Source organism: Ornithinimicrobium panacihumi, assembly GCF_052073805.1.
In the GTDB taxonomy this organism is placed as follows: domain Bacteria; phylum Actinomycetota; class Actinomycetes; order Actinomycetales; family Dermatophilaceae; genus Ornithinicoccus; species Ornithinicoccus panacihumi.
The window spans coordinates 58,704-77,659 of sequence record NZ_JBQGWG010000007.1 but is presented as its reverse complement, the minus strand read 5'-3'; the positions used below and the strand labels follow the sequence as shown (position 1 = coordinate 77,659).

The following is an 18,956-nucleotide window of genomic DNA, read 5'->3' as shown; positions in this document are numbered from 1 at the left end:
GCTCAGCTGCTCCTGCCCGCCGTCATCAGGCTCATCGCCTCTGCGCGGGTGGCCGGGTTGCGCAGCCCACCGCGGACGGCCGAGGTGATGGTCCGGGCCCCCGGACGGCGGATGCCGCGCATCGACATGCACAGGTGCTCGGCCTCGACCACGACGATGACGCCGCGAGGGGCGATGTGAGCCTCCAGCGCGTCGGCGATCTGGGTGGTGAGCCGCTCCTGCACCTGCGGGCGGCGGGCGTAGACGTCGACCAGCCGCGCGAGCTTGGACAGGCCGACGACGCGGCCGTCCAGGCCGGGGATGTAGCCCACGTGGGCGACGCCGTGGAAGGGCACCAGGTGGTGCTCGCAGACGCTGAACATCTCGATGTCCTTGACCAGGATCATCTCGTCGTGGTCGACGTCGAAGGTGGTGCCCAGCACGTCGCTGGGGTCCTGGCTCAGGCCGGAGAAGATCTCGGCGTAGGAGCGGGCGACCCGGGCGGGGGTGTCGAGCAGCCCGTCCCGGTCCGGGTCCTCGCCGACGGCCAGGAGGATCTCCCGCACCGCGGCCTCGATGCGGGCGTGGTCGACCGCGCCGGGCACCAGGCTGGGGTCCGGCTCGCCGGGGACCAGCTCGTCCCCGGTGCGCGGGTCAGTGGTGCCCGGGGTCGACACGGCCGCCCTCCGGCACCTGGATGACCTGGGCCGGCGGGTGCTCCTCGCCGTCGTCCTCGAGCGGGTTGTGGCCGTTGGCCATGGCCCGCTTCTCGGCCTCGGTCAGGACCGGTCCCTCGGTGTGCACGGTCCGGGCGTCGCTGGAGAGCCAGACCGGTCGGACCGGGCGCTTGCGCACGTCCTTGAAGATCTCGGCTATCGCGGCGGCGTTGAGGGTCTCCTTCTCCAGCAGCTCCAGGACCAGCGCGTCGAGGATCTCGCGGTTGTCGTTGAGGGCGTGCCAGGCCTCGTCGTGAGCGGCCTCGATGAGCCGGCGCACCTCCTGGTCGACGACGCCGGCGAGGTTCTCGGAGTAGTCGCGCTCGTGGCCCATGTCGCGGCCGAGGAAGACCTCGGAGTTGCCCGAGCCGAGCTTGACCGCACCGACCCGCTCGGACATCCCGAACTGGGTGACCATCTTGCGGGCCAGCGCGGTGGCCTTCTCGATGTCGTTGGCCGCGCCGGTGGTCGGGTCGTGGAAGACCAGCTCCTCGGCCACGCGTCCTCCGAGGGCGTAGGCGAGCTGGTCGAGCAGCTCGTTGCGGGTCGTGGAGTACTTGTCGTCGGCGGGCAGCACCATCGTGTAGCCCAGCGCCCGGCCGCGCGGCAGGATCGTTACCTTGCTCACCGGATCGGTGTGGTTCATCGCCGCGGCGACCAGCGCGTGACCACCCTCGTGATAGGCGGTGATCTTCTTCTCCTTGGCGCTCATCACCCGGGTCCGCTTCTGCGGGCCGGCCATGACCCGGTCGATCGCCTCGTCCAGGTCGTGGTCGTCGATGATCTTCTCGTTCTGCCGGGCCGCCAGCAGCGCGGCCTCGTTGAGGACGTTGGCCAGGTCGGCGCCGGAGAAGCCGGGGGTGCGGCGGGCGATCGCCATCAGGTCCACGTCCGGCGCCAGCGGCTTGCCCTTGCCGTGCACCTGCAGGATGTGCAGGCGCCCGAGCATGTCGGGGGCCTCCACGGCGATCTGCCGGTCGAACCGGCCCGGCCGCAGCAGCGCCGGGTCCAGGATGTCGGGCCGGTTGGTGGCCGCGATGAGGATGACATTGGACTTCACGTCGAAGCCGTCCATCTCGACCAGCAGCTGGTTCAGGGTCTGCTCGCGCTCGTCGTGACCGCCGCCGAGCCCGGCGCCACGGTGGCGACCGACGGCGTCGATCTCGTCGACGAAGATGATCGCGGGGGCGTTCTCCTTGGCCTGCTCGAAGAGGTCGCGCACGCGGGAGGCACCGACACCGACGAACATCTCGACGAAGTCCGAGCCGGAGATCGAGTAGAAGGGCACCCCGGCCTCGCCGGCCACCGCGCGGGCCAGCAGGGTCTTACCGGTGCCGGGCGGGCCGTAGAGCAGCACGCCCTTGGGGATCTTGGCGCCGACCTCGAGGAACTTGCGCGGTTCGGAGAGGAACTCCTTGATCTCGTGCAGCTCCTCGACGGCCTCGTCCGCGCCGGCCACGTCGGCGAAGGTCACCTTGGGCATGTCCTTGGTGGCCAGCTTGGCCTTGGACTTGCCGAACTGCATGACCCCGCGGCTGCCGCCCTGCATGCGCGTCATCAACCACAGGAACAGACCCAGGATGAGCAGCAGCGGCAGGAAGCTCGCCAGCATCGTCATGAAGAAGTTGGGGCCCGAGGTGTCGTCGTCGTAGCTCACGCTCGGCGGGTGCGCCTCGAAGGCCTCGATCACCTGGTCGCCGCGGGCGTCGACGTAGTAGGCCTGGACCTTGCTCGTCTCCCGCACCTCGTCGCTGGAGAAGGTCTCACCCTCCTTGAGGGTCAGGTCCATGCGGTCGTTGGTGATCGTCGCCTCGGCCACCTTGTCTGAGGTGACCAGGCGCAGGGCGTCGGCGGTGGAGATGCGGCTGTACTCGCTCGGGTTGAGGATCGAGAACCACAAGATCGCCATACCCAGGATCAGGAAGAGCCAGATCCAGGGACGGGGCTTGGCCTTGGGCCGCGGTTTGGCGGTGCTCATGTCTGGCGCGTTCGGGGCTTGCACCGCGGTGCTCGCCCCGGTCCTCCTGCTCGTTCGGGAAGGTCGGGGTCTGCTGCCGACAACGCGCGGCAGGAGGCCAGTGTTCCACGTCCGCCGTGCCGGGCGGACGTGGACGGCCCTCGCAGGTCAGCTGTAGACGTGCGGCGCGAGCGTGCCGATGACCCGCAGGTTGCGGTAGTGCTCGTCGTAGTCGAGGCCGTAACCGACCACGAAGGCCGGCGGGATGTCGTAGCCGACGTACTTCACGTCGATCTCGACCTTGGCCGCCTCCGGCTTGCGCAGCAGGGTGCAGATCTCGACCGAGGCGGGGCCGCGGGACTCCAGGTTGGTCTTGATCCAGGACAGGGTCAGGCCGGAGTCGATGATGTCCTCGACGATGAGCACGTGCCGGCCGGTGATGTCGGTGTCGAGGTCCTTGAGGATGCGCACGACGCCGCTGGACTTGGTGCCCGAGCCATAGCTGGAGACGGCCAGGAAGTCGATCGGCGCGCTGCCGGGCAGGGCCCGCATGAAGTCGGCCATGACCAGGACCGCGCCCTTGAGGACGCCGACGAGCAGCACGTCCTTGTCCTTGTAGTCCTCCCACACCTCCTGGGCCAGCTCGGCCAGCCGGTGCTGGATCTGCTCCTCGGTGAACAGAACGTTCAGCAGCTTGTCACCCATGTGCTCGGCGTCCACGCGCGCTCCTCGGATCGTCAGGGGGAGGTCGGGCCGGAGGTGGCCCGTTGTCTAGGTGCCATTGTGCCCCGTCGCCGGCCCGGCCGGGGCGGCGGACCCGATCCAGACACCCTGCGCTCCACGCCCGGCGCGCACTCCCCCCGGCAGGTGCAGCGGCCCCTGGCCGTCCCAGTCGGTGACGAGAGAGTCCACGGCCCGCAGGTGCTCGGCGGTCAGGTCGGTCCCGGGGCTGCCGGCGGCGAGCGCCGCGGCCCGCCAGAGCCGGGTCCGGACCGCGCGGGGCAGCTCCTGCAGCCGCGTCACCTCCCACGGTTGCTCGCCGAGCCCGGGGTATGCGGCGCGCGTCACCTCCTCCAGGGCGTCGGCGTCGTCGCGGAGCAGGTCGGCGCTGCGGGCCAGCGCCTGCCGGACCCCCGGGCCGAGGTCGGCGTCCAGGTCGGCCAGCGCCTGCCGGACCCGCACCCTGGTGAAGCGCGGGTCGTCGTTGTGCGGGTCGGACCAGGGCCGCAGGTCCAGGGCGGCGCAGGCGGCGAGGGTCTGCTCCCGGGTCAGACCGAGCAGCGGCCGCAGGAGCCGCAGCGACGGGCCCAGCCGGCGCGAGGGTGCCATCCCCGACAGCGACCGCGCCCCCGAGCCCCGCACGAGGCCCAGCAGCACCTGCTCGGCCTGGTCGTCGAGGGTGTGACCGAGGAGCACCGCGGCGGCGCCGAGCTCCTCCGCCCGGGCGCGGAGCACCGCATACCGTGCCGATCTGGCGTCCGCCTCCGGACCGGAGCTCGTCTCCTCGACCTGCGCCGGGACCACCTGGACAGGCTCGAGGCCGAGGTCACGGCACTGCCCGGCCGCCGTGCGCGCGACCTCGGCGGACCCGTCCTGGAGCCCGTGGTCGACGACGACCGCTCCGGCCCGCAGGCCCAGGCGCGGGGCGACGAAGGCGGTGGCCGCCGCGAGCGCGAGCGAGTCGGCCCCGCCGCTGCACGCGACCAGGACGAGCGAGTCCACCTCGAGACCAGCGAGGGCGCGGCGCACGCGGACGCGGGCGGCGGCGACGGCAGGGTGAGGTCCGGGCATCGGGTGCGCGCGGGGCCGCTCAGCCGTGGACGCGCGCGACCCAGGCGGCGGGCTCGACGATCTCGGTCGGTCGCGGCAGGGTCTCGGGCGAGGTCCACACCCGGTTGAAGCCTTCCACCCCGACCTGGTCCATGACACCGCGGACGAAGACGGCACCGTCCTTGTACTGCCGCATCTTGGCCTCCATGCCGAGCAGGCGGCGCAGGACCTTGTCGATGCTGCCGGCGCCCTTGCGACGCTGGGTGAACTTGGCCCGGATCTCGGCCACGCTGGGGATGATCTGCGGGCCGACCTCGTCCATGACGACGTCCGCGTGCCCCTCCAGCAGCGACATGACCGCGGTGACCTCCGCCAGGCGCTCGCGCTGCTCCGGGGTGGCCAGCACCTGGGTGATGTCGGTGTCCCCCCGGATCACGCCGGGCATGGCCGAGACGATCTCCTTCATCCGGTCGACCATCTGGTCCGGCTCGGGCATGATCTGCGACCCGACCGAGCGGGCCTTGTCGATGATGAACTCGCGCAGCCACGGCACGGCGGTGAACTGCACGCGGTGGGTCTCCTCGTGCATCGCCACCCAGAGCCGGAAGTCGGTCGGGTCGACGTCCAGCTCCCGCTCGGCGGCCAGGATGTTGGGCGCGACGAACATCAGGCGCGGGTTGCCCTGGGGCGCGAGGTCGTACTGCCCCAGCACCTTCGTGGAGATCCACGACAGCATCCCGGCGACCTCGGTGCCGGTGACGGCCGAGCCGAGCCGCTGGGCCAGCGGGCCGACCTCGGGCAGCTCGGTGCCCTTCTCCGCCGCGCGCCGCTGGTCGGCGACCCGCTTGCGCTCGATGACGTCGTCCAGGACCGGGCCGAGCATGGCGCCCATCGAGGCGGCGTTGGCGCGGATCCACCCCGGGCGGTCCACGACGAGCGCCGGCGGGGTGCCGGGCGGGGTCTGCAGCTGGGCGGTGGTGGCCACGGGGCCCACGGCCCGCTCGGCCGCGGCGCGCAGCTCGGCGACGAGGGTCTGGGCCTCGGCACGGTCGACCTTGGGGCCGGGAGGCACGATGCGGCTGGCGGCACCGGCCGCCAGGTCCCAGTCGACCATCGAGCTGCCGCGCAGCGGGGTGCCCGCCGGGGCCGGGTCGGGTGTGGTCGGCGCGGAGGAGGAGGTCTGCGTCATGATCCGACGGTATGCGGTGACCGCTCCCCTCCGCGACACGAAGCCCTCACCCCACCCGTCGGTCGGCCCCCGGTCAGCAGCCGCAGCGGGCGAGCTGGGCCACGATCTCGTCCAGGACGCTGCGGGCCTCCAGCACCGCGCCGTCCTCGCCGATCTTGTCGGCGGTCATGGCGTAGACGAGCAGGCGGCCGTCCCGCGTCACGACCGTGCCGGCGAGCGAGGTCACGCCGGGCAGGGAGCCGGTCTTGGCCCGCCCGTTGCCGATCCCTTCAGCGTGGACGGGCAGGTGAAAGCGGCTGGCCAGGGTGCCGGTGTAGCCGGCGATCGGCAGCCCGCCTGCGGCGAGCACCTCCTGCAGGGCCGGGTGGCTGCCGTCCGCGGCGCCGACCAGCACGTCACCGATCACGCTGACCGGGATGCGGGTCCCGTCGGACAGTCCGCTGGTGTCGCTGATCCGCACGTCGTCGAGGTCGAGGCCGTAGTCCTCGGCGACCGTCTCCTTGACCCAGGCGGTGACGTCCTCCTGCTCCGTCGACCGCCCGTCGGCCACGGCGGCCTGCCGGGCCAGCTGCTCCACCATCGCGTTGTCGCTGGTGGCCAGGGCGTGGGCGAGGACGTCGCGCAGCTCGGCCGACTCGCCAGAGGCCAGCTCGATCGCGTCCGGTGAGGCCGTGACCCGCTCGGCCTTCACCTCGGGACGGTCGGCGTAGGCGACCGTCATGCCCTCGTCCGCCAGCGCCTGCCGGAAGGCTGCGGCCACCTCCTGCGGCGGGGAGGCGGGGCTGGCGGCGAACGGGAGGGCGAGGTCCTCGGCCAGCCCGAGCTGGACGATCCGGCCCGCGTAGCCGTAGGTGACCCAGTCGTCGGTCCAGGTCTCGAGCGTCGAGGGGCCGTCCACGTGCTCGAGGTCCAGGTGCACCCGGATCTTCTCGGTGACGCCCTGCTCCTTGAGCCCCGCGGCCGTGTCCCTGGCCAGGTCCGCGATCCCCACCCGGCCGGGGACGGCCTCGGGGTCACCCTCACCGCGGGCCAGCATCATGTCGCCGCCGGCGACGATGACGACGTCCCTGGGCGTCTCCCCCGCCACGACCCGCGTCGTGAAGGTCGTGTCCGTGGGCAGGGCGGACACGATCGCGGCGGCCGAGAGGATCTTCGTGGTGGACGCCGGGATGCCCAGGCGGTCGGCGTTCGTGTCGGTCAGGTGGGTGCCGGTGAGCGCGTCCCGGACGGTGATGGAGCGCCGCTTGGACGGGCCGAGCCAGCTGCTGGACAGCTCGTCCTTCAACTCCTCGGTCACCCCTTCGGGGGTGGGCATGACCCCGGCGCTTGGCTGCGCCAGAGGGGCGACCGCGGGCCGGATCCGGGGCCGCAGGTCCCCTGCCTGCGTGGTCACCGCGGCGTCGTCCTCCTGGCCGGCGCCGGGCAGCGGGGCCAGCACCAGGCTCAGCGCCAGGGCCGGGGCAAGGGCACGGCGTCGAGCACGCCCGGAGAACCGGTCCGCACGGCCAGTGGTCACGATGCGCCGCCCTTCTGCACACTCGGGGTCGGGGATGAGGGACACTGGACGCAGAGCCTAACGCCGTCCACCATCAGAAAGAGCCGCACATGCAGTTCGACGTGACGATCGAGATCCCTCAGGGAAGCCGGAACAAGTACGAGGTCGACCACGCGACCGGCCGCATCCGGCTGGACCGCATGCTGTTCACGGCGACCCGCTACCCGGCCGACTACGGCTACATCGAGGAGACCCTCGGCGAGGATGGCGACCCGCTGGACGCCCTCGTCCTGCTCGACGAGCCGACCTGGCCCGGCTGCCTGGTCGCCGCCCGTCCCATCGGCGTCTTCCGGATGACCGACGAGGCCGGCGGTGACGACAAGATCATCTGCGTGCCGCTGGACCCCCGCAAGCAGTACATCACCGACCTGGAGAACATCGGCGAGCACACCCGCCTGGAGATCCAGCACTTCTTCGAGGTCTACAAGGACCTCGAGCCCGGCAAGTCCGTCGAGGGCGCCCACTGGGCCGGCCGCGAGGAGGCGGAGCGGATCTACGAGGAGGCCGTGACCCGCGCCCGCGAGGCCGGCGTCTCCACCGCCAGGTGGCCCATGCCCCAGCACTGAGCCGGCCAACGGGTCTCCCGTGCCTCAGCCCTGAGCAGGCCCTACGGGTTTGCTCGCCAGGAGCGAGCAGACCCGTAGGCAGCTCTCCACATCTGTCCTGACGCCCCGGAACCGAATGGCCCGGGGCGTCGTCCATCCCCATGACGCCGTCGCTCGCTGGTTTCCACAAGCAGGTGCACGCACTACGCTGGACCGCGAACGGGGCGAGGGCCATGAAGGCCCGGACACGAATCACGCCGGGACTACCGGGAAGACACCTGGGCGGACCACCGCCCGGAAGGGGAGAGACAGATGAGCACCGTGATCGAGCAGCAGGGCGGGGACGTCACCGAGGGCGGCAAGGGCGGCAAGGGCCTGTTGATGGTCGGTGCCGGCGTGGGTGCCGCGCTCCTGATCGGGGGCGGCGCCTGGGCGGCCACCAACTTCTTCGGCGGCGGGGGTGACCAGCCCGACAGCGTCCTGCCCGCCAGCGCGGCCATGTACGCCCGTGTCGACCTGGACCCGGCAGCCGGGGAGAAGGTCGCCGCCGTGCGCTTCTTCCAGGGGCTGGACGCCGAGACCAAGGCGCGCCTCAACGCCGGTGAGTGGCGTGAGTACGTCTGGGAGAAGCTCACCGAGGAGGGCGGCAACCCCGCGGGCCTCGACTACGAGAAGGACATCAAGCCCTGGCTCGGGGACCGTCTGGGGATCGCGGTGATGCCCGGCACGGAGGAGCCCCTGCCCGTGGTGGCGCTCCAGGTCAAGGACGGCGAGAAGGCCCTCGAGACGATGGACCGGCTCAAGGCGGCCGCGACCGAGGAGCCCATGGAGATGGACTACTGGGTGGCCGACGACTATCTCGTGATGACCCAGGCCGGGCAGGCGGACGCGGTCAAGGCCGCCGTCGAGGCCGGCACCCTGGACGAGCTGGACACCTTCAGGTCCGACATGGACGACCTGGGCAATCTGGGCATCGCCTCCTACTGGTACGACATGGAGCGCTTCGTCGACATGGCCGACGAGGTCTCGGCGCTGGCCGAGGAGGGCGTCACCGAGCTGGGCGCCGCCGGCACCGTCAACGACCTCTCCGCCGGCCTGACCGACGCGCAGAAGGAGCTCATGACCGGGCGCAACGCCGGCACGGTGCGCCTCAACCCGGACTCGATCGAGGTCCACGGCATCGGGCGCGGCGTCCAGGGGCTGGCCATGCCCTCCGACGGTGGCACGGCCCGGATCGTCAACGAGCTGCCGGCCGACACCGTCGTCGCCCTCTCCCTGGAGAACGGCGACGACTGGGTGCAGAGCGTCTGGGACGCCGTGGGCAAGCTCGACCCCGACTCGCTGAAGACCGCCACCGACGAGGCCGCAGCCAGCGGCTTCACCCTCCCCGACGACATCAAGACGGTGCTCGGCGACTCCATGTCGCTGTCGGTCGGCCCCGGCATCGTGGAGGCCGCCAACACCATGAGCGGCACCGAGACCGGCCTGCCCGCCCTGCCGATCGCCTACCGGGTCCAGACCGACGCCACCAAGGTCAACACGCTGCTGAGCGACGCCGGCCTGCCGCCGACCACCCTGGCCCAGCGCACCGACGACGGCATCCTGACCCTGGGGCTGCACCAGCCCTACGTCGACGGGGCCGCCACCGCCGGGGACCGACTCGGCGACAACGCCGGCTTCAAGGCCGCCGTCGCCGACGCGGACAAGGCGCAGAGCATCTTCTACGTCAACGTCAACGAGTTCGAGAAGGACTACCTGCCGCTGATCGAGGACGAGAACGCCCGCACGGCCCTGGAGACCCTCGGCGCCGTCGGCTACTCCGTCGGTGTCGACAACGAGTCCGACAGCCACTTCACCCTGCGGTTCGTCGCCGACCAGAAGTGAGGCAGATGCAGCAGGCCCCGTTCCGGATCCGGAACGGGGCCTGCTGCATCTGTGAGCCGCCTAAGGGAATCGAACCCTTGACCTATTCATTACGAGTGAATCGCTCTGGCCGACTGAGCTAAGGCGGCGTGCACGCCCTCGCAGGGCGAACCTCAGCGAGGATACCCGAGGTCCTCCGGTGGCCCCAAACGCGCGGCGACCGCAGCCTCAGCAGGTCAGCCCGTCCTCGGGGACGGTCCCCTCGAGCAGGTAGGCGTCCACGGCTCCGTCGACGCAGTCGTTGGACCGACCGTAGGCGGTGTGGCCGTCACCGTCGTAGGTGACCAGCACCCCGGAGTCGAGGGTCTCGGCCAGCGACTCCGCCCACTCGTAGGGGGTGGCCGGGTCGCGGGTGGTGCCGATGACCACGATCGGGGCCGCGCCCTCGGCGGAGTAGTCCTCGATCGTCTCCTGGGCCTGGGCCGGCCAGTACTCGCAGACGCCGTCACCAGCCAGGTAGGGGCCCCACGTCGGTGCGACCTTGGTGAACTCGGCCAGGACGGCGTCGCTGTCCAGGTCCTCGGCGCCCTCCTCGGCGGGCCGGTCCAGGCAGTTGACGGCGTAGATGGCCTGCATGCCGTTGCCCGAGTAGGTGCCCTTGCTGCTGCGGGTGGCGTAGGTGTTGGCCAGGAACATCAGCATCGTGCCGTCGCCCTGCTCGGCGCGCTGGAGCGCCTGGGTCAGGATGGGCCAGAAGGTCTCGGCGTACATCGCCACGACGATGGCGTACATCCCCCAGCCCTCGGTGAGCTCGGTGACGGTGTCGCCGGAGACCGGCAGCGGGTTGGCGTCGAGCTCGGCGAGGAACTCCGGGATGCGCTTCATGGCGGAGTCCACGTCGTCGCCCAGCGGGCAGTCACCGCCGGCGACGCAGTCCTCGACGTAGGCGCGGGTGGCGCGCTCGAAGCCCTCGGCCTGCCCCAGGCCCATCTCGAGCCCGCTCACGGTCGGGTCGATGGCCCCGTCCAGGACGAGGCGGCCGACCTTGTCGGGGAAGAGGTTGGCGTAGGTGGCGCCGAGGAAGGTGCCGTAGGAGGCGCCCAGATAGGTCAGCTTCTCGTCGCCGAGCGCGGCGCGCAGGACGTCCATGTCGCGGGCCGCCTCGACGGTGGAGACATGGCCCAGCAGGTCCGGGGCGGCCTGCTCGCAGGCGGCGGCGAAGTCCTTGAGGATCTTCTCGCCCTCGGCCTCCTCCGCCGCATCGTCGGGCGTGGGGTCCGAGCCCAGCAGGGTGTCCAGCTGCGCGTCGTCGAGACAGGTGATGGGGGCCGAACGGCCTACCCCGCGGGGATCGAAGCCGACGATGTCGAAGGACTGGCGGATCTGCGGGCCCACGACGGCGCCGGCCATCATCGCGTAGTCCACGCCGCTGCCGCCGGGACCGCCGGGGTTGACCAGCAGCGAGCCCTGGGCGTCACCCTTGGCCGCGGAGCGCAGCAGCGCCAGCTCGATCGTGCCGCCCTCGGGCTCGGCGTAGTCGATCGGCACGGTGAGCGTCGCGCACTCGAAGGCGGCCTCGCACTCGCTCCACTCCAACGACTGGCCGTAGAACTCCTCCAGCCCCGCGGGGGCCCCGCCCGCCACCGGGGTGGAGGTGGCGGTGCTCCCGCCGGTGTCCGTGGACCCCCCGGTCGTGCCGCCGGTCCCGGCGCTCCCGCCGTCCCCGGCGTCCGCGCTGGCGGTCGTGCCCTCCCCCGTGGGGTCGTCCTCGCCGCGGTCCACCCAGGAGCATCCGGCGAGCATGGCCACGGCGGTCAGCGCGGCCAGGCCGCGGGTCGTCCTGCCGCGCCGGGCTGCGGAGCGGGAGGGATGGTTCGGTGTCACCACGTGGTGGTCCTTCCGGTGGTCGTCGTGCGTCATCGTCGGGTCCCGGCACGCGGTCGACCCGCGCCCCCAGCGGCCCCATGGTCCGCCCCCTGATCGGTCGGCAGCATCAAGCCAATCATCATCGCCTCCAGGACGAGCAACGGGGCACCGTTGGCGATGAGCCGCTGCCGGGCCAGCCCGATCGTCTCCAGCGCGCGCAGCAGCCCCTCGGGGCGCAACGCCCGCGCGAGCCGGGAGATCTGCTCGGGCTCGCTGACGTTGACCGGCTCGACCTCGCTGCCGGTGGCCACGAGGAGGGCGTCCCGGTAGACGGAGGCGAGATCGGTCAGGGCGGCGTCGAAGCTGTCGTGCTGCTGCCGTCGGGCCTCGGCCTTGAGGCGGTCGTCCAGCCTCTTGAGGTGGGAGCGCACCGCCGGCGGCTGCGTCCGTGCGGACGGGTCGGCCCCCAGCTGGGTGAGGAGCTCGCGGCGCTGCTCGTCGGCATAGTCCTCAGACATCGCCTTGGCCCCTTGGCCGGCGTCGTCGACGAGATCCTGCGCCGCGCGCAGGGCCGCGCCGAGGCTGGTCAGGGTCAGCGGGATGGAGGTGATCTCGCGCCGCCTGTTGCGGGCGTGCTCGTCGCGGGCCAGGCGTCGGGCGATCCCGATGTGGCTCTGCGCCGCGCGGGCGGCGTAGTGGGCCATCGGCGGGTCGATGCCGTCGCGGGAGATGAGCAGCTCGGCCACCGCCGTCACCGGCGGGGTGCCCAGGCGCAGGTGCCGGCAGCGGGAGCGGATCGTGACCAGCACGTCCTCCAGCGACGGGGCGCACAGCAGCCACAGCGTCCGGGCCGGCGGCTCCTCCAGCGACTTGAGCATGGTGTTGGCGGAGTGGTCGTTGAGCCGGTCGGCGTCCTCGACGACGATCACCCGCCAGCGCCCGATCGATGGGCGGGCCTGGGCCTCGACCACCAGCTCACGGGCCTCGTCGACCTTGATGAAGGTCTGCTCGGTGTCCACCACCCGCACGTCGGGGTGGCTGCCGGCCATCACCATCCGGCAGGCCTGGCAGTCGCCGCAGCCGGGGTCGTCGGCACGCTCGCACTGCAGGGCCGCGGCGAAGGCGCGTGCGGCCACGCTGCGGCCGGACCCGGGCGGCCCGGTGATCAGCCAGGCGTGGGTCATCGCCCCGGACGTGGTGAGGGTCTGGCGCAGGGTGTCCACCACCCTGTCCTGCCCCACGAGCTGGTCGAAGACGCTCATCGCGCACCGTGCCCCTCGTGCTGCGCCCCGGGAACGGTCGCCGAGGCCTCGGCGCCGCCGAGCAGCGGAGCGACCCGCTCGCGCACGGCCGCGGCGAGCTCGCCCACCGGCGCCGCCGCGTCCAGGACCAGATAACGGTCGGGCTCGCGCGCGGCGAGGTCGAGGAAGCCCTGCCGGACCCGGTCGTGGAAGTCGTCGGCCTCCCGCTCGAGCCGGTCGTGGACGCCGCCCCGGCGGGACCGGCCCTGCTCGGCGGACACGTCCAGCAGGACGGTCAGCTCGGGCAGCAGGCCCTCGACCGCCCACAGCGACAGGTCGCGGATCTCCTCGTGCCCGAGGTCACGGGCGGCGCCCTGGTAGGCGACCGAGGAGTCCAGATAACGGTCGGTGAGCACGACGGCCCCACGCTCGAGCGCCGGGCGCACGACGGTGGCCACGTGGTGCCCCCGGTCGGCCGCGAAGATCAACGCCTCGGCCCGCGGCGTGACCGACCCGTCCTCGCCGTGGAGCACCAGCTCGCGCAGGGTCCGCCCCAGGGTCGTCCCGCCCGGCTCGCGGGTGTGCACGACCTCGATCCCCTGCCCCTCGAGCCACTCTCCCAGCACCCGTGACTGGGTCGACTTCCCTGCCCCGTCGCCGCCCTCGAAGGCGATGAAGACACCCCTGGCGTGGCCGCGCACGGCCGCATGGGGAGGGGTCTGCTCGATCACGTCAGCAGCCTACGCGAGGCGGGAGACACCCCATACCCGATCATCCACAGGAAGAGGTGACGCCGAAGGACCCCCGGGCCCATGGACGGGCCGGGGGTCCTCGGTCGCCGCGAGTCAGTCGCGGGAGGCGTTGGCCACGACGGCGTCGCGGACGTACTGCGCCAGACCGGGAGCGATGTCCTCGTAGGTCTTGGTGAAGCGCGGGTCGGAGACATACATCTCGGCGATGTTGGCGTGCATGCCCCTGGGGCAGTCGTAGAACCAGCGGCAGATCTGCTGCCGGCCCTCCTCGGCCAGGTCCATCGCCTCGGTCGAGTCGGCCGGGACGCCGGACTGCATCGCCCGGACGTAGCGGGCGTTGAGCTCGTCCTGCTCGTCCTTGACCTGCTGCCACTGCTCCTTGGTGTAGCCCTTGGTGCGGCTGGCCGACTCCTTCCAGGCGTCGGTGTCGCCCCAGCGCTGCTCCGCCTCGTCCTGGTAGGAGTCCTCGAAGGCACCGCCGAAGATCTCCTTCATCTCGGCGCCGCTGATCTGATAACGCTGGTCGCTCATCTCACTCTCCAATGCTCGGTCGATGGCCGCGACGAGCTGCTGCAGCTCTGCGACCCGGTCCGTGATCGTGTGGCGTTGGCGACGCAGGTGCTCCACCGTGGTGAGCCCGCCCGAGCCGTCGAGGATCGCCGCGATCTCCTCCAGCCCGAAGCCGAGCCGGCGGTAGACCACGACGTGCTGGAGCCGCTCCAGGTCGGCCTGCGTGTAGAGCCGGTAGCCCGCGTAGCTGCGCTCGGACGGCTCGACCAGGCCGATCTCGTCGTAGTGGTGCAGGGTGCGCACCGTCACGCCGATCTCGTCGGCGACCTGGCCGACCGTCAGGAGGTCCTCCGTCATCACGTCCACCCCCTCAGCGTGGAGCCTCACGGCGCGTGAGGGTCAAGCGTCCTCGTCCGGGAGGGCGCCGTCGCGGGTCATGGTGCCGCGTCCGCGCTGCGCGTCGAAGATGAGCGAGGTCTCGGCGTGCAGCACGCCGGGACGGTTCGTGAGGTGGTCGAGCACGAAGTCGCGCAGCGCGTCGGCGCTCTCGCAGGCGACGTGCACGTAGTAGTCGATCGCGCCGGAGACGTGGAAGGCACCCAGGACGCCGGGCAGCGCGGGCACCTCCTGGGTGAACTGCTCGAAGTGGCTGCGGCGGTGGCCGCCGAAGCGGACGGCGATCATCGCCTCGACGGGGCGCCCGACGGCGACGGGGTCGATGTCGGCGTGGATGCCGCGCACGACCCCTCGCTCGCGCAGGCTGCGCACCCGCACCAGGCAGGTGGACTCGGCGATCCCGACCTCGCGGGCCAGCATGGCGTTGGACATGCGGCCGTCCTGCTCCAGCAGGCGGACCAGGGCGAGGTCGGTCGGGTCGAGCGGCTTGGTGTCTCGAGGATTCTTCGGCACGGGGACAGGGTATGCGGTCACGCACCTGCTCCGGCACGGCACCGTGGCCACGGGGAGGCGCACACTCCGCCACACGCGCGGGGCTTGGGTGCGGATTCTTCGGGCCCATTGCCTGATAATCGACTGATCTGCATGATTGACACATGGGTGCCGAACAGATGAGCCTTGACAGCCTCGCCGTCCACGCGGGTCGCGCGGACCTGACCGCCCTCGGGGTGCACGTCCCCCCGATCGACCTGTCCAGCACCTACCCGCTGCCCGACATCGAGGCCGGGGGCGAGGCCTACGACCAGATGGCGGGCGGCCACCCCCGCAAGGAGGGGCAGACGCCGGTCTACCAGCGGCTGTGGAGCCCGACCGTGGCGCGATTCGAGGAGGCGCTGGCCAGCCTGGAGGGGGCCGAGTCGGCCGTGGCCTTCGCCTCCGGCATGGCCGCCCTGAGCGCGACCCTGCTGGCCCGGGTCGCGCAGGGCAGGCCCCACGTCGTGGCCGTCCGTCCCCTCTACGGCGGATCCGACCACGTCCTGGCCACCGGGCTGCTGGGCACCCGGGTCACCTGGGCCCGGGCCGAGGAGGTCGCCTCGGCCCTCGAGGAGGACACCGGCCTGGTCATCGTCGAGACCCCGGCCAACCCGACGCTGGACCTCGTCGACCTGCGCGCTCTGGCGGAGCAGGCGGGCGAGGTGCCGCTGCTGGTGGACAACACCTTCGCCACCCCCGTCCTGCAGCGTCCGCTGGAGCACGGGGCGAGCATCGTCCTGCACTCGGTCACCAAGTTCCTCGGCGGCCACGGCGACGTGCTCGGCGGGGTCGTCGCGACGACCGAGGAGCTGGCCGTCCAGATCCGACCGGTCCGTGCCATCACCGGCGGCAACCTCCACCCGCTGTCGGCCTACCTGGCCCACCGCGGCCTCCAGACCCTCCCGGTGCGGATGCGCGCCCAGCAGGACACCGCCCAGGTGGTCGCGAACTGGCTGACCACCCACGCCGACGTCGCCCGGGTCCACTACCCCGGCGTCGAGGGCGGGGACCCCCTCGGCCTGGTCGGCACCCAGATGACGGGCCCCGGAGCCCTGCTGGCGATCGACCTCGGCTCCTACGAGCGCGCCGCCAAGGTCGCCACGTCGTGCCGGCTCTTCATCCACGCCGTGTCCCTGGGTGGGGTCGACTCGCTGATCCAGCATCCCGCCGCCCTGACCCACCGGCCGGTGGCGGACGACGCCAAGCCGAGCCGCGGCATACTCCGCCTGTCCATCGGCCTGGAGAGCGCCGAGGACCTCATCGCCGACCTGGAGCAGGCACTCACCGCCGCCAGCTGACCGGGCTGGTCGTCTCGCCGGTCAGGACTTCTTGGCCGTGCCCGTCTTCTTCGCCGTGGTCTTCCGGGCGGTGGTCTTGCGGGCGGTCGTCTTCTTCGCCGTGGTCTTCTTGGCCGCGCGCTTGCGGGTGGTCGGGCCCTTGGCGCGCTTCTCGGCGATCAGCTCGAAGGCGCGCTCCTCGGTCAGGCTCTCCGGCTCGTCGCCCTTGCGCAGGGTCGCGTTGGTCTCGCCGTCGGTCACGTACGGACCGAAGCGGCCGTCCTTGACCACGACCTTCTTGCCCGAGACGGGGTCCTCGCCGAACTCGCGCAGCGGCGGCTTGGCGGCGGCGCGGCCGCCGTACTTGGGCTGGGCGTAGATCGCCAGCGCCTCCTCCAGCGTGATGTCGAAGATCTGCGCCTCCGACTGCAGCGAGCGCGAGTCGGTGCCCTTCTTCAGGTAGGGCCCGTAGCGGCCGTTCTGCGCCGTGACCTCCACGCCCTCGGGGTCGACGCCGACCACCCGGGGCAGCGACAGCAGCCGCAGCGCCGTCTCCAGGTCGATCGTCGCCAGGTCCATGTCCTTGAACAGCGATCCGGTGCGCGGCTTGACCTTCTTGGCGCCCTTCTTCGGCGCCTCCTCCGCCTCGGGGAGCACCTCGGTCACGTAGGGGCCGTAGCGGCCGGCCCGCGCGACGATGTCGTGCCCGGTCTGCGGGTCCTGCCCGAGCACGCGGCCGTCGTCGGCCGCCGCGGACAGCAGCTCACGACCCTTCTCCGGGGTCATCTCGTCGGGGGCGATGTCGTCGCTGACGGTCGCGCGCCGCGCCTCCTCACCGTCGGCGGCCTCATCCTCGACATAGGGCCCGTAGCGACCGACGCGCACGACCACACCGTCACCGATCGGCACCGTGGACACGCCCCGGGCGTCGATGTCGGGCAGGTGGTCGACCAGGCCCTTGAGCCCCTCGGACGAGGTCGCCTCGTCGCCGAAGTAGAAGCGCTGCAGCCAGGCCACGCGCTGCTCGTCCCCGGCCTCGATCCGGTCCAGGCCCTCCTCCATCGAGGCGGTGAAGTCGTAGTCCACCAGCGTCGGGAAGTGCCGCTCGAGCAGCTGGGTCACCGCGAATGCCAGCCAGGTCGGGATCAGCGCCGACCCGCGGGTGCGCACGTAGCCGCGGTCCTGGATCGTGGTGACGGTCGCCGCATACGTCGAAGGACGGCCGATCTCCTTCTCCTCCAGCGCCTTGACCAGGGTGGCCTCGGTGTAGCGGGCCGGCGGGCTGGTCTGGTGGCCCTCGGCCTCGGCCCGCAGGGTCTCCAGGGCCACGCCCTCGGCCAGCTTCGGCAGCCGCTTGCCCATCCCGCTGTCCTCGTCGACGCTGCCGCTGTAGCGCGTCTCGTCACGGCCTTCCTCATAGGCGGCGAGGAAGCCCCGGAAGGTGATGACGGTGCCGGAGGCGCTGAACTCTGCCGAGGTGTATGCGGTGCCGTCGCCTCCGCGGGTCCCCTCCGGGAGGGTGGCGGTCAGCTTCACCGTGGCGGTCGAGCCCTTGGCGTCGGCCATCTGGGAGGCGACCGTCCGCTTCCAGATCAGCTCGTAGAGGGCGTACTCCGGGCCGCGCAGCTCACCGGCCACCTGGGCGGGGGTGCGGAAACGCTCGCCGGCGGGGCGGATCGCCTCGTGGGCCTCCTGGGCGCCCTTGGCCTTGCCGTAGACGCGGGGGCTGTCGGGGACGTACTCCGCGCCGTACATGTCGCGGGCCTGGCTGCGGGCGGCGCTGGTCGCGGACGCCGACAGGGTCGTCGAGTCGGTCCGCATGTAGGTGATGTAGCCGCCCTCGTAGAGCCGCTGGGCGGTCCGCATCGTGGCCTGCGCGTTCATCCGCAGCTTGCGGGAGGCCTCCTGCTGGAGGGTGGAGGTGATGAAGGGTGCCGAGGGGCGGCGGGTGTAGGGCTTCTCGGACACGCTGCTGACGACGACATCGCCCTGGCGCGTGCCGTCGGCCACGGCCTGGGCGCCGGCTGCGTCGAGGTGGACCGCACCCTTGGTGCGCAGCGTGCCGTCGTCGCGGAAGTCGCGGCCGGTGGCGACCTTGGCGCCGTCCAGGGCGGAGAGGCGCGCGGTGAAGGGGTTGGAGGCGGAGGCGCCCGAGCCGGCCGGGGCGAAGTCGCCCTCGACGTCCCAGTAGGACGCGGACCGGAAGGCCATCCGCTCCCGCTCACGCTCGACGATCATCCTGGTCGCGACCGACTGCACCCGACCCGCCGACAGGCCTTGCTTGACCTTGCGCCACAGGACCGGCGACACCTCATACCCGTAGAGGCGGTCCAAGATCCGGCGGGACTCCTGCGCGTCGACGGTGTTCATGTCCAGGTCACGGGTGTTGTTCACCGCGTGCTGGATGGCTTCCTTGGTGATCTCGTGGAAGACCATGCGGCGCACCGGGACCTTGGGCTTGAGCACCTCGAGCAGGTGCCAGGCGATGGCCTCGCCCTCGCGGTCCTCATCGGTGGCCAGGTAGAGCTCGTCGGCGTCCTTGAGCGCCCGCTTGAGCTCGGCGACCTTCTTCTTCTTGTCGGCGTCGACCACGTAGTAGGGCTCGAAGCCGTCGTCGACGTTGATCGCGAACTTGCCGAACGGGCCCTTCTTCATGTCCGCGGGCAGCTCGGAGGGATTGGGCAGGTCTCGGATGTGGCCGATGGAGGCGTCGACGGTGTAACCGGGCCCCAGATACTCCCCCAGGCTCTTGACCTTGCCGGGCGACTCGACGATGACGAGCTTCTTGCCAGCGCTCACGACACGC

15 protein-coding genes and 1 tRNA gene are annotated in these 18,956 nt (G+C 71.8%); 3 read left to right on the top strand and 13 right to left on the bottom strand.

Going from position 1 to position 18,956, the window contains the following annotated elements:
• Nucleotides 1–2 precede the first annotated feature (2 nt).
• The 6 genes from folE to ACTMMA_RS08695 all read right to left on the bottom strand — a co-directional run bounded on the left by folE (nt 3) and on the right by ACTMMA_RS08695 (nt 7,127).
• Entirely contained in the window at nt 3–614 is a 612-nt protein-coding gene (gene folE, locus ACTMMA_RS08720) for a GTP cyclohydrolase I FolE (protein ID WP_441189812.1), read from the bottom strand.
• 19 nt (nt 615–633) lie between these two features.
• Complete coding sequence (gene ftsH / locus ACTMMA_RS08715; RefSeq protein ID WP_441189728.1) at nt 634–2,673, bottom strand: ATP-dependent zinc metalloprotease FtsH; 2,040 nt, start codon at nt 2,671–2,673, stop codon at nt 634–636.
• A 147-nt stretch (nt 2,674–2,820) separates the two neighbouring features.
• Entirely contained in the window at nt 2,821–3,372 is a 552-nt protein-coding gene (hpt, locus tag ACTMMA_RS08710) for a hypoxanthine phosphoribosyltransferase (RefSeq protein ID WP_441189727.1), read from the bottom strand.
• 51 nt (nt 3,373–3,423) lie between these two features.
• Nucleotides 3,424–4,443: a tRNA lysidine(34) synthetase TilS gene (gene tilS / locus ACTMMA_RS08705; RefSeq protein WP_441189726.1), complete on the bottom strand. Its 1,020-nt coding sequence runs from the start codon at nt 4,441–4,443 to the stop codon at nt 3,424–3,426.
• Between the two features lie 19 nt (nt 4,444–4,462).
• Nucleotides 4,463–5,611, bottom strand: coding sequence for an Rv3626c family coenzyme F420 biosynthesis-associated protein (locus tag ACTMMA_RS08700; RefSeq protein ID WP_441189725.1), 1,149 nt, complete (start codon nt 5,609–5,611; stop codon nt 4,463–4,465).
• A 73-nt stretch (nt 5,612–5,684) separates the two neighbouring features.
• A complete protein-coding gene (locus ACTMMA_RS08695; RefSeq protein ID WP_441189724.1) occupies nt 5,685–7,127 on the bottom strand; it encodes a D-alanyl-D-alanine carboxypeptidase/D-alanyl-D-alanine-endopeptidase in 1,443 nt (480 codons plus the stop codon).
• Nucleotides 7,128–7,216: 89 nt separating this feature from the next.
• Between ACTMMA_RS08695 and ACTMMA_RS08690 the strand changes: the two genes are divergently transcribed.
• Together ACTMMA_RS08690 and ACTMMA_RS08685 are read left to right on the top strand one after the other, a co-directional pair.
• On the top strand, nt 7,217–7,732 hold the full coding sequence (locus tag ACTMMA_RS08690; protein ID WP_441189723.1) for an inorganic diphosphatase: 516 nt from the start codon (nt 7,217–7,219) through the stop codon (nt 7,730–7,732).
• Between the two features lie 291 nt (nt 7,733–8,023).
• Nucleotides 8,024–9,595, top strand: coding sequence for a DUF3352 domain-containing protein (locus tag ACTMMA_RS08685; protein WP_441189722.1), 1,572 nt, complete (start codon nt 8,024–8,026; stop codon nt 9,593–9,595).
• Between the two features lie 54 nt (nt 9,596–9,649).
• Here the strand turns inward: ACTMMA_RS08685 and ACTMMA_RS08680 are convergent.
• The 6 genes from ACTMMA_RS08680 to ACTMMA_RS08655 form a co-directional block, all read right to left on the bottom strand.
• A tRNA-Thr gene (locus tag ACTMMA_RS08680) sits at nt 9,650–9,723 on the bottom strand.
• Nucleotides 9,724–9,802: 79 nt separating this feature from the next.
• On the bottom strand, nt 9,803–11,461 hold the full coding sequence (locus ACTMMA_RS08675; RefSeq protein ID WP_441189721.1) for an alpha/beta hydrolase: 1,659 nt from the start codon (nt 11,459–11,461) through the stop codon (nt 9,803–9,805).
• Between the two features lie 29 nt (nt 11,462–11,490).
• On the bottom strand, nt 11,491–12,702 hold the full coding sequence (locus tag ACTMMA_RS08670) for a DNA polymerase III subunit delta' (RefSeq protein ID WP_441189720.1): 1,212 nt from the start codon (nt 12,700–12,702) through the stop codon (nt 11,491–11,493).
• Nucleotides 12,699–13,412 (bottom strand): dTMP kinase, encoded by a 714-nt coding sequence (gene tmk / locus ACTMMA_RS08665; RefSeq protein WP_441189719.1) that lies wholly within the window; start codon nt 13,410–13,412, stop codon nt 12,699–12,701. Before tmk ends, ACTMMA_RS08670 begins: the two co-directional genes overlap by 4 nt.
• Before the next feature lie 114 nt (nt 13,413–13,526).
• Nucleotides 13,527–14,300 (bottom strand): MerR family transcriptional regulator, encoded by a 774-nt coding sequence (locus ACTMMA_RS08660; protein WP_441189811.1) that lies wholly within the window; start codon nt 14,298–14,300, stop codon nt 13,527–13,529.
• Nucleotides 14,301–14,342: 42 nt separating this feature from the next.
• Nucleotides 14,343–14,852, bottom strand: a complete 510-nt coding sequence (locus ACTMMA_RS08655; protein WP_441189718.1) for an Lrp/AsnC family transcriptional regulator — start codon at nt 14,850–14,852, stop codon at nt 14,343–14,345.
• A gap of 143 nt (nt 14,853–14,995) precedes the next feature.
• On the opposite strand from ACTMMA_RS08655, the gene ACTMMA_RS08650 reads away from it, so the two are divergent.
• A complete protein-coding gene (locus tag ACTMMA_RS08650) occupies nt 14,996–16,171 on the top strand; it encodes a trans-sulfuration enzyme family protein (protein ID WP_441189717.1) in 1,176 nt (391 codons plus the stop codon).
• Between the two features lie 21 nt (nt 16,172–16,192).
• Here ACTMMA_RS08650 and topA read toward each other — a convergent pair whose 3' ends face one another.
• Complete coding sequence (gene topA, locus ACTMMA_RS08645) at nt 16,193–18,949, bottom strand: type I DNA topoisomerase (RefSeq protein ID WP_441189716.1); 2,757 nt, start codon at nt 18,947–18,949, stop codon at nt 16,193–16,195.
• Between the last annotated feature and the right edge of the window lie 7 nt (nt 18,950–18,956).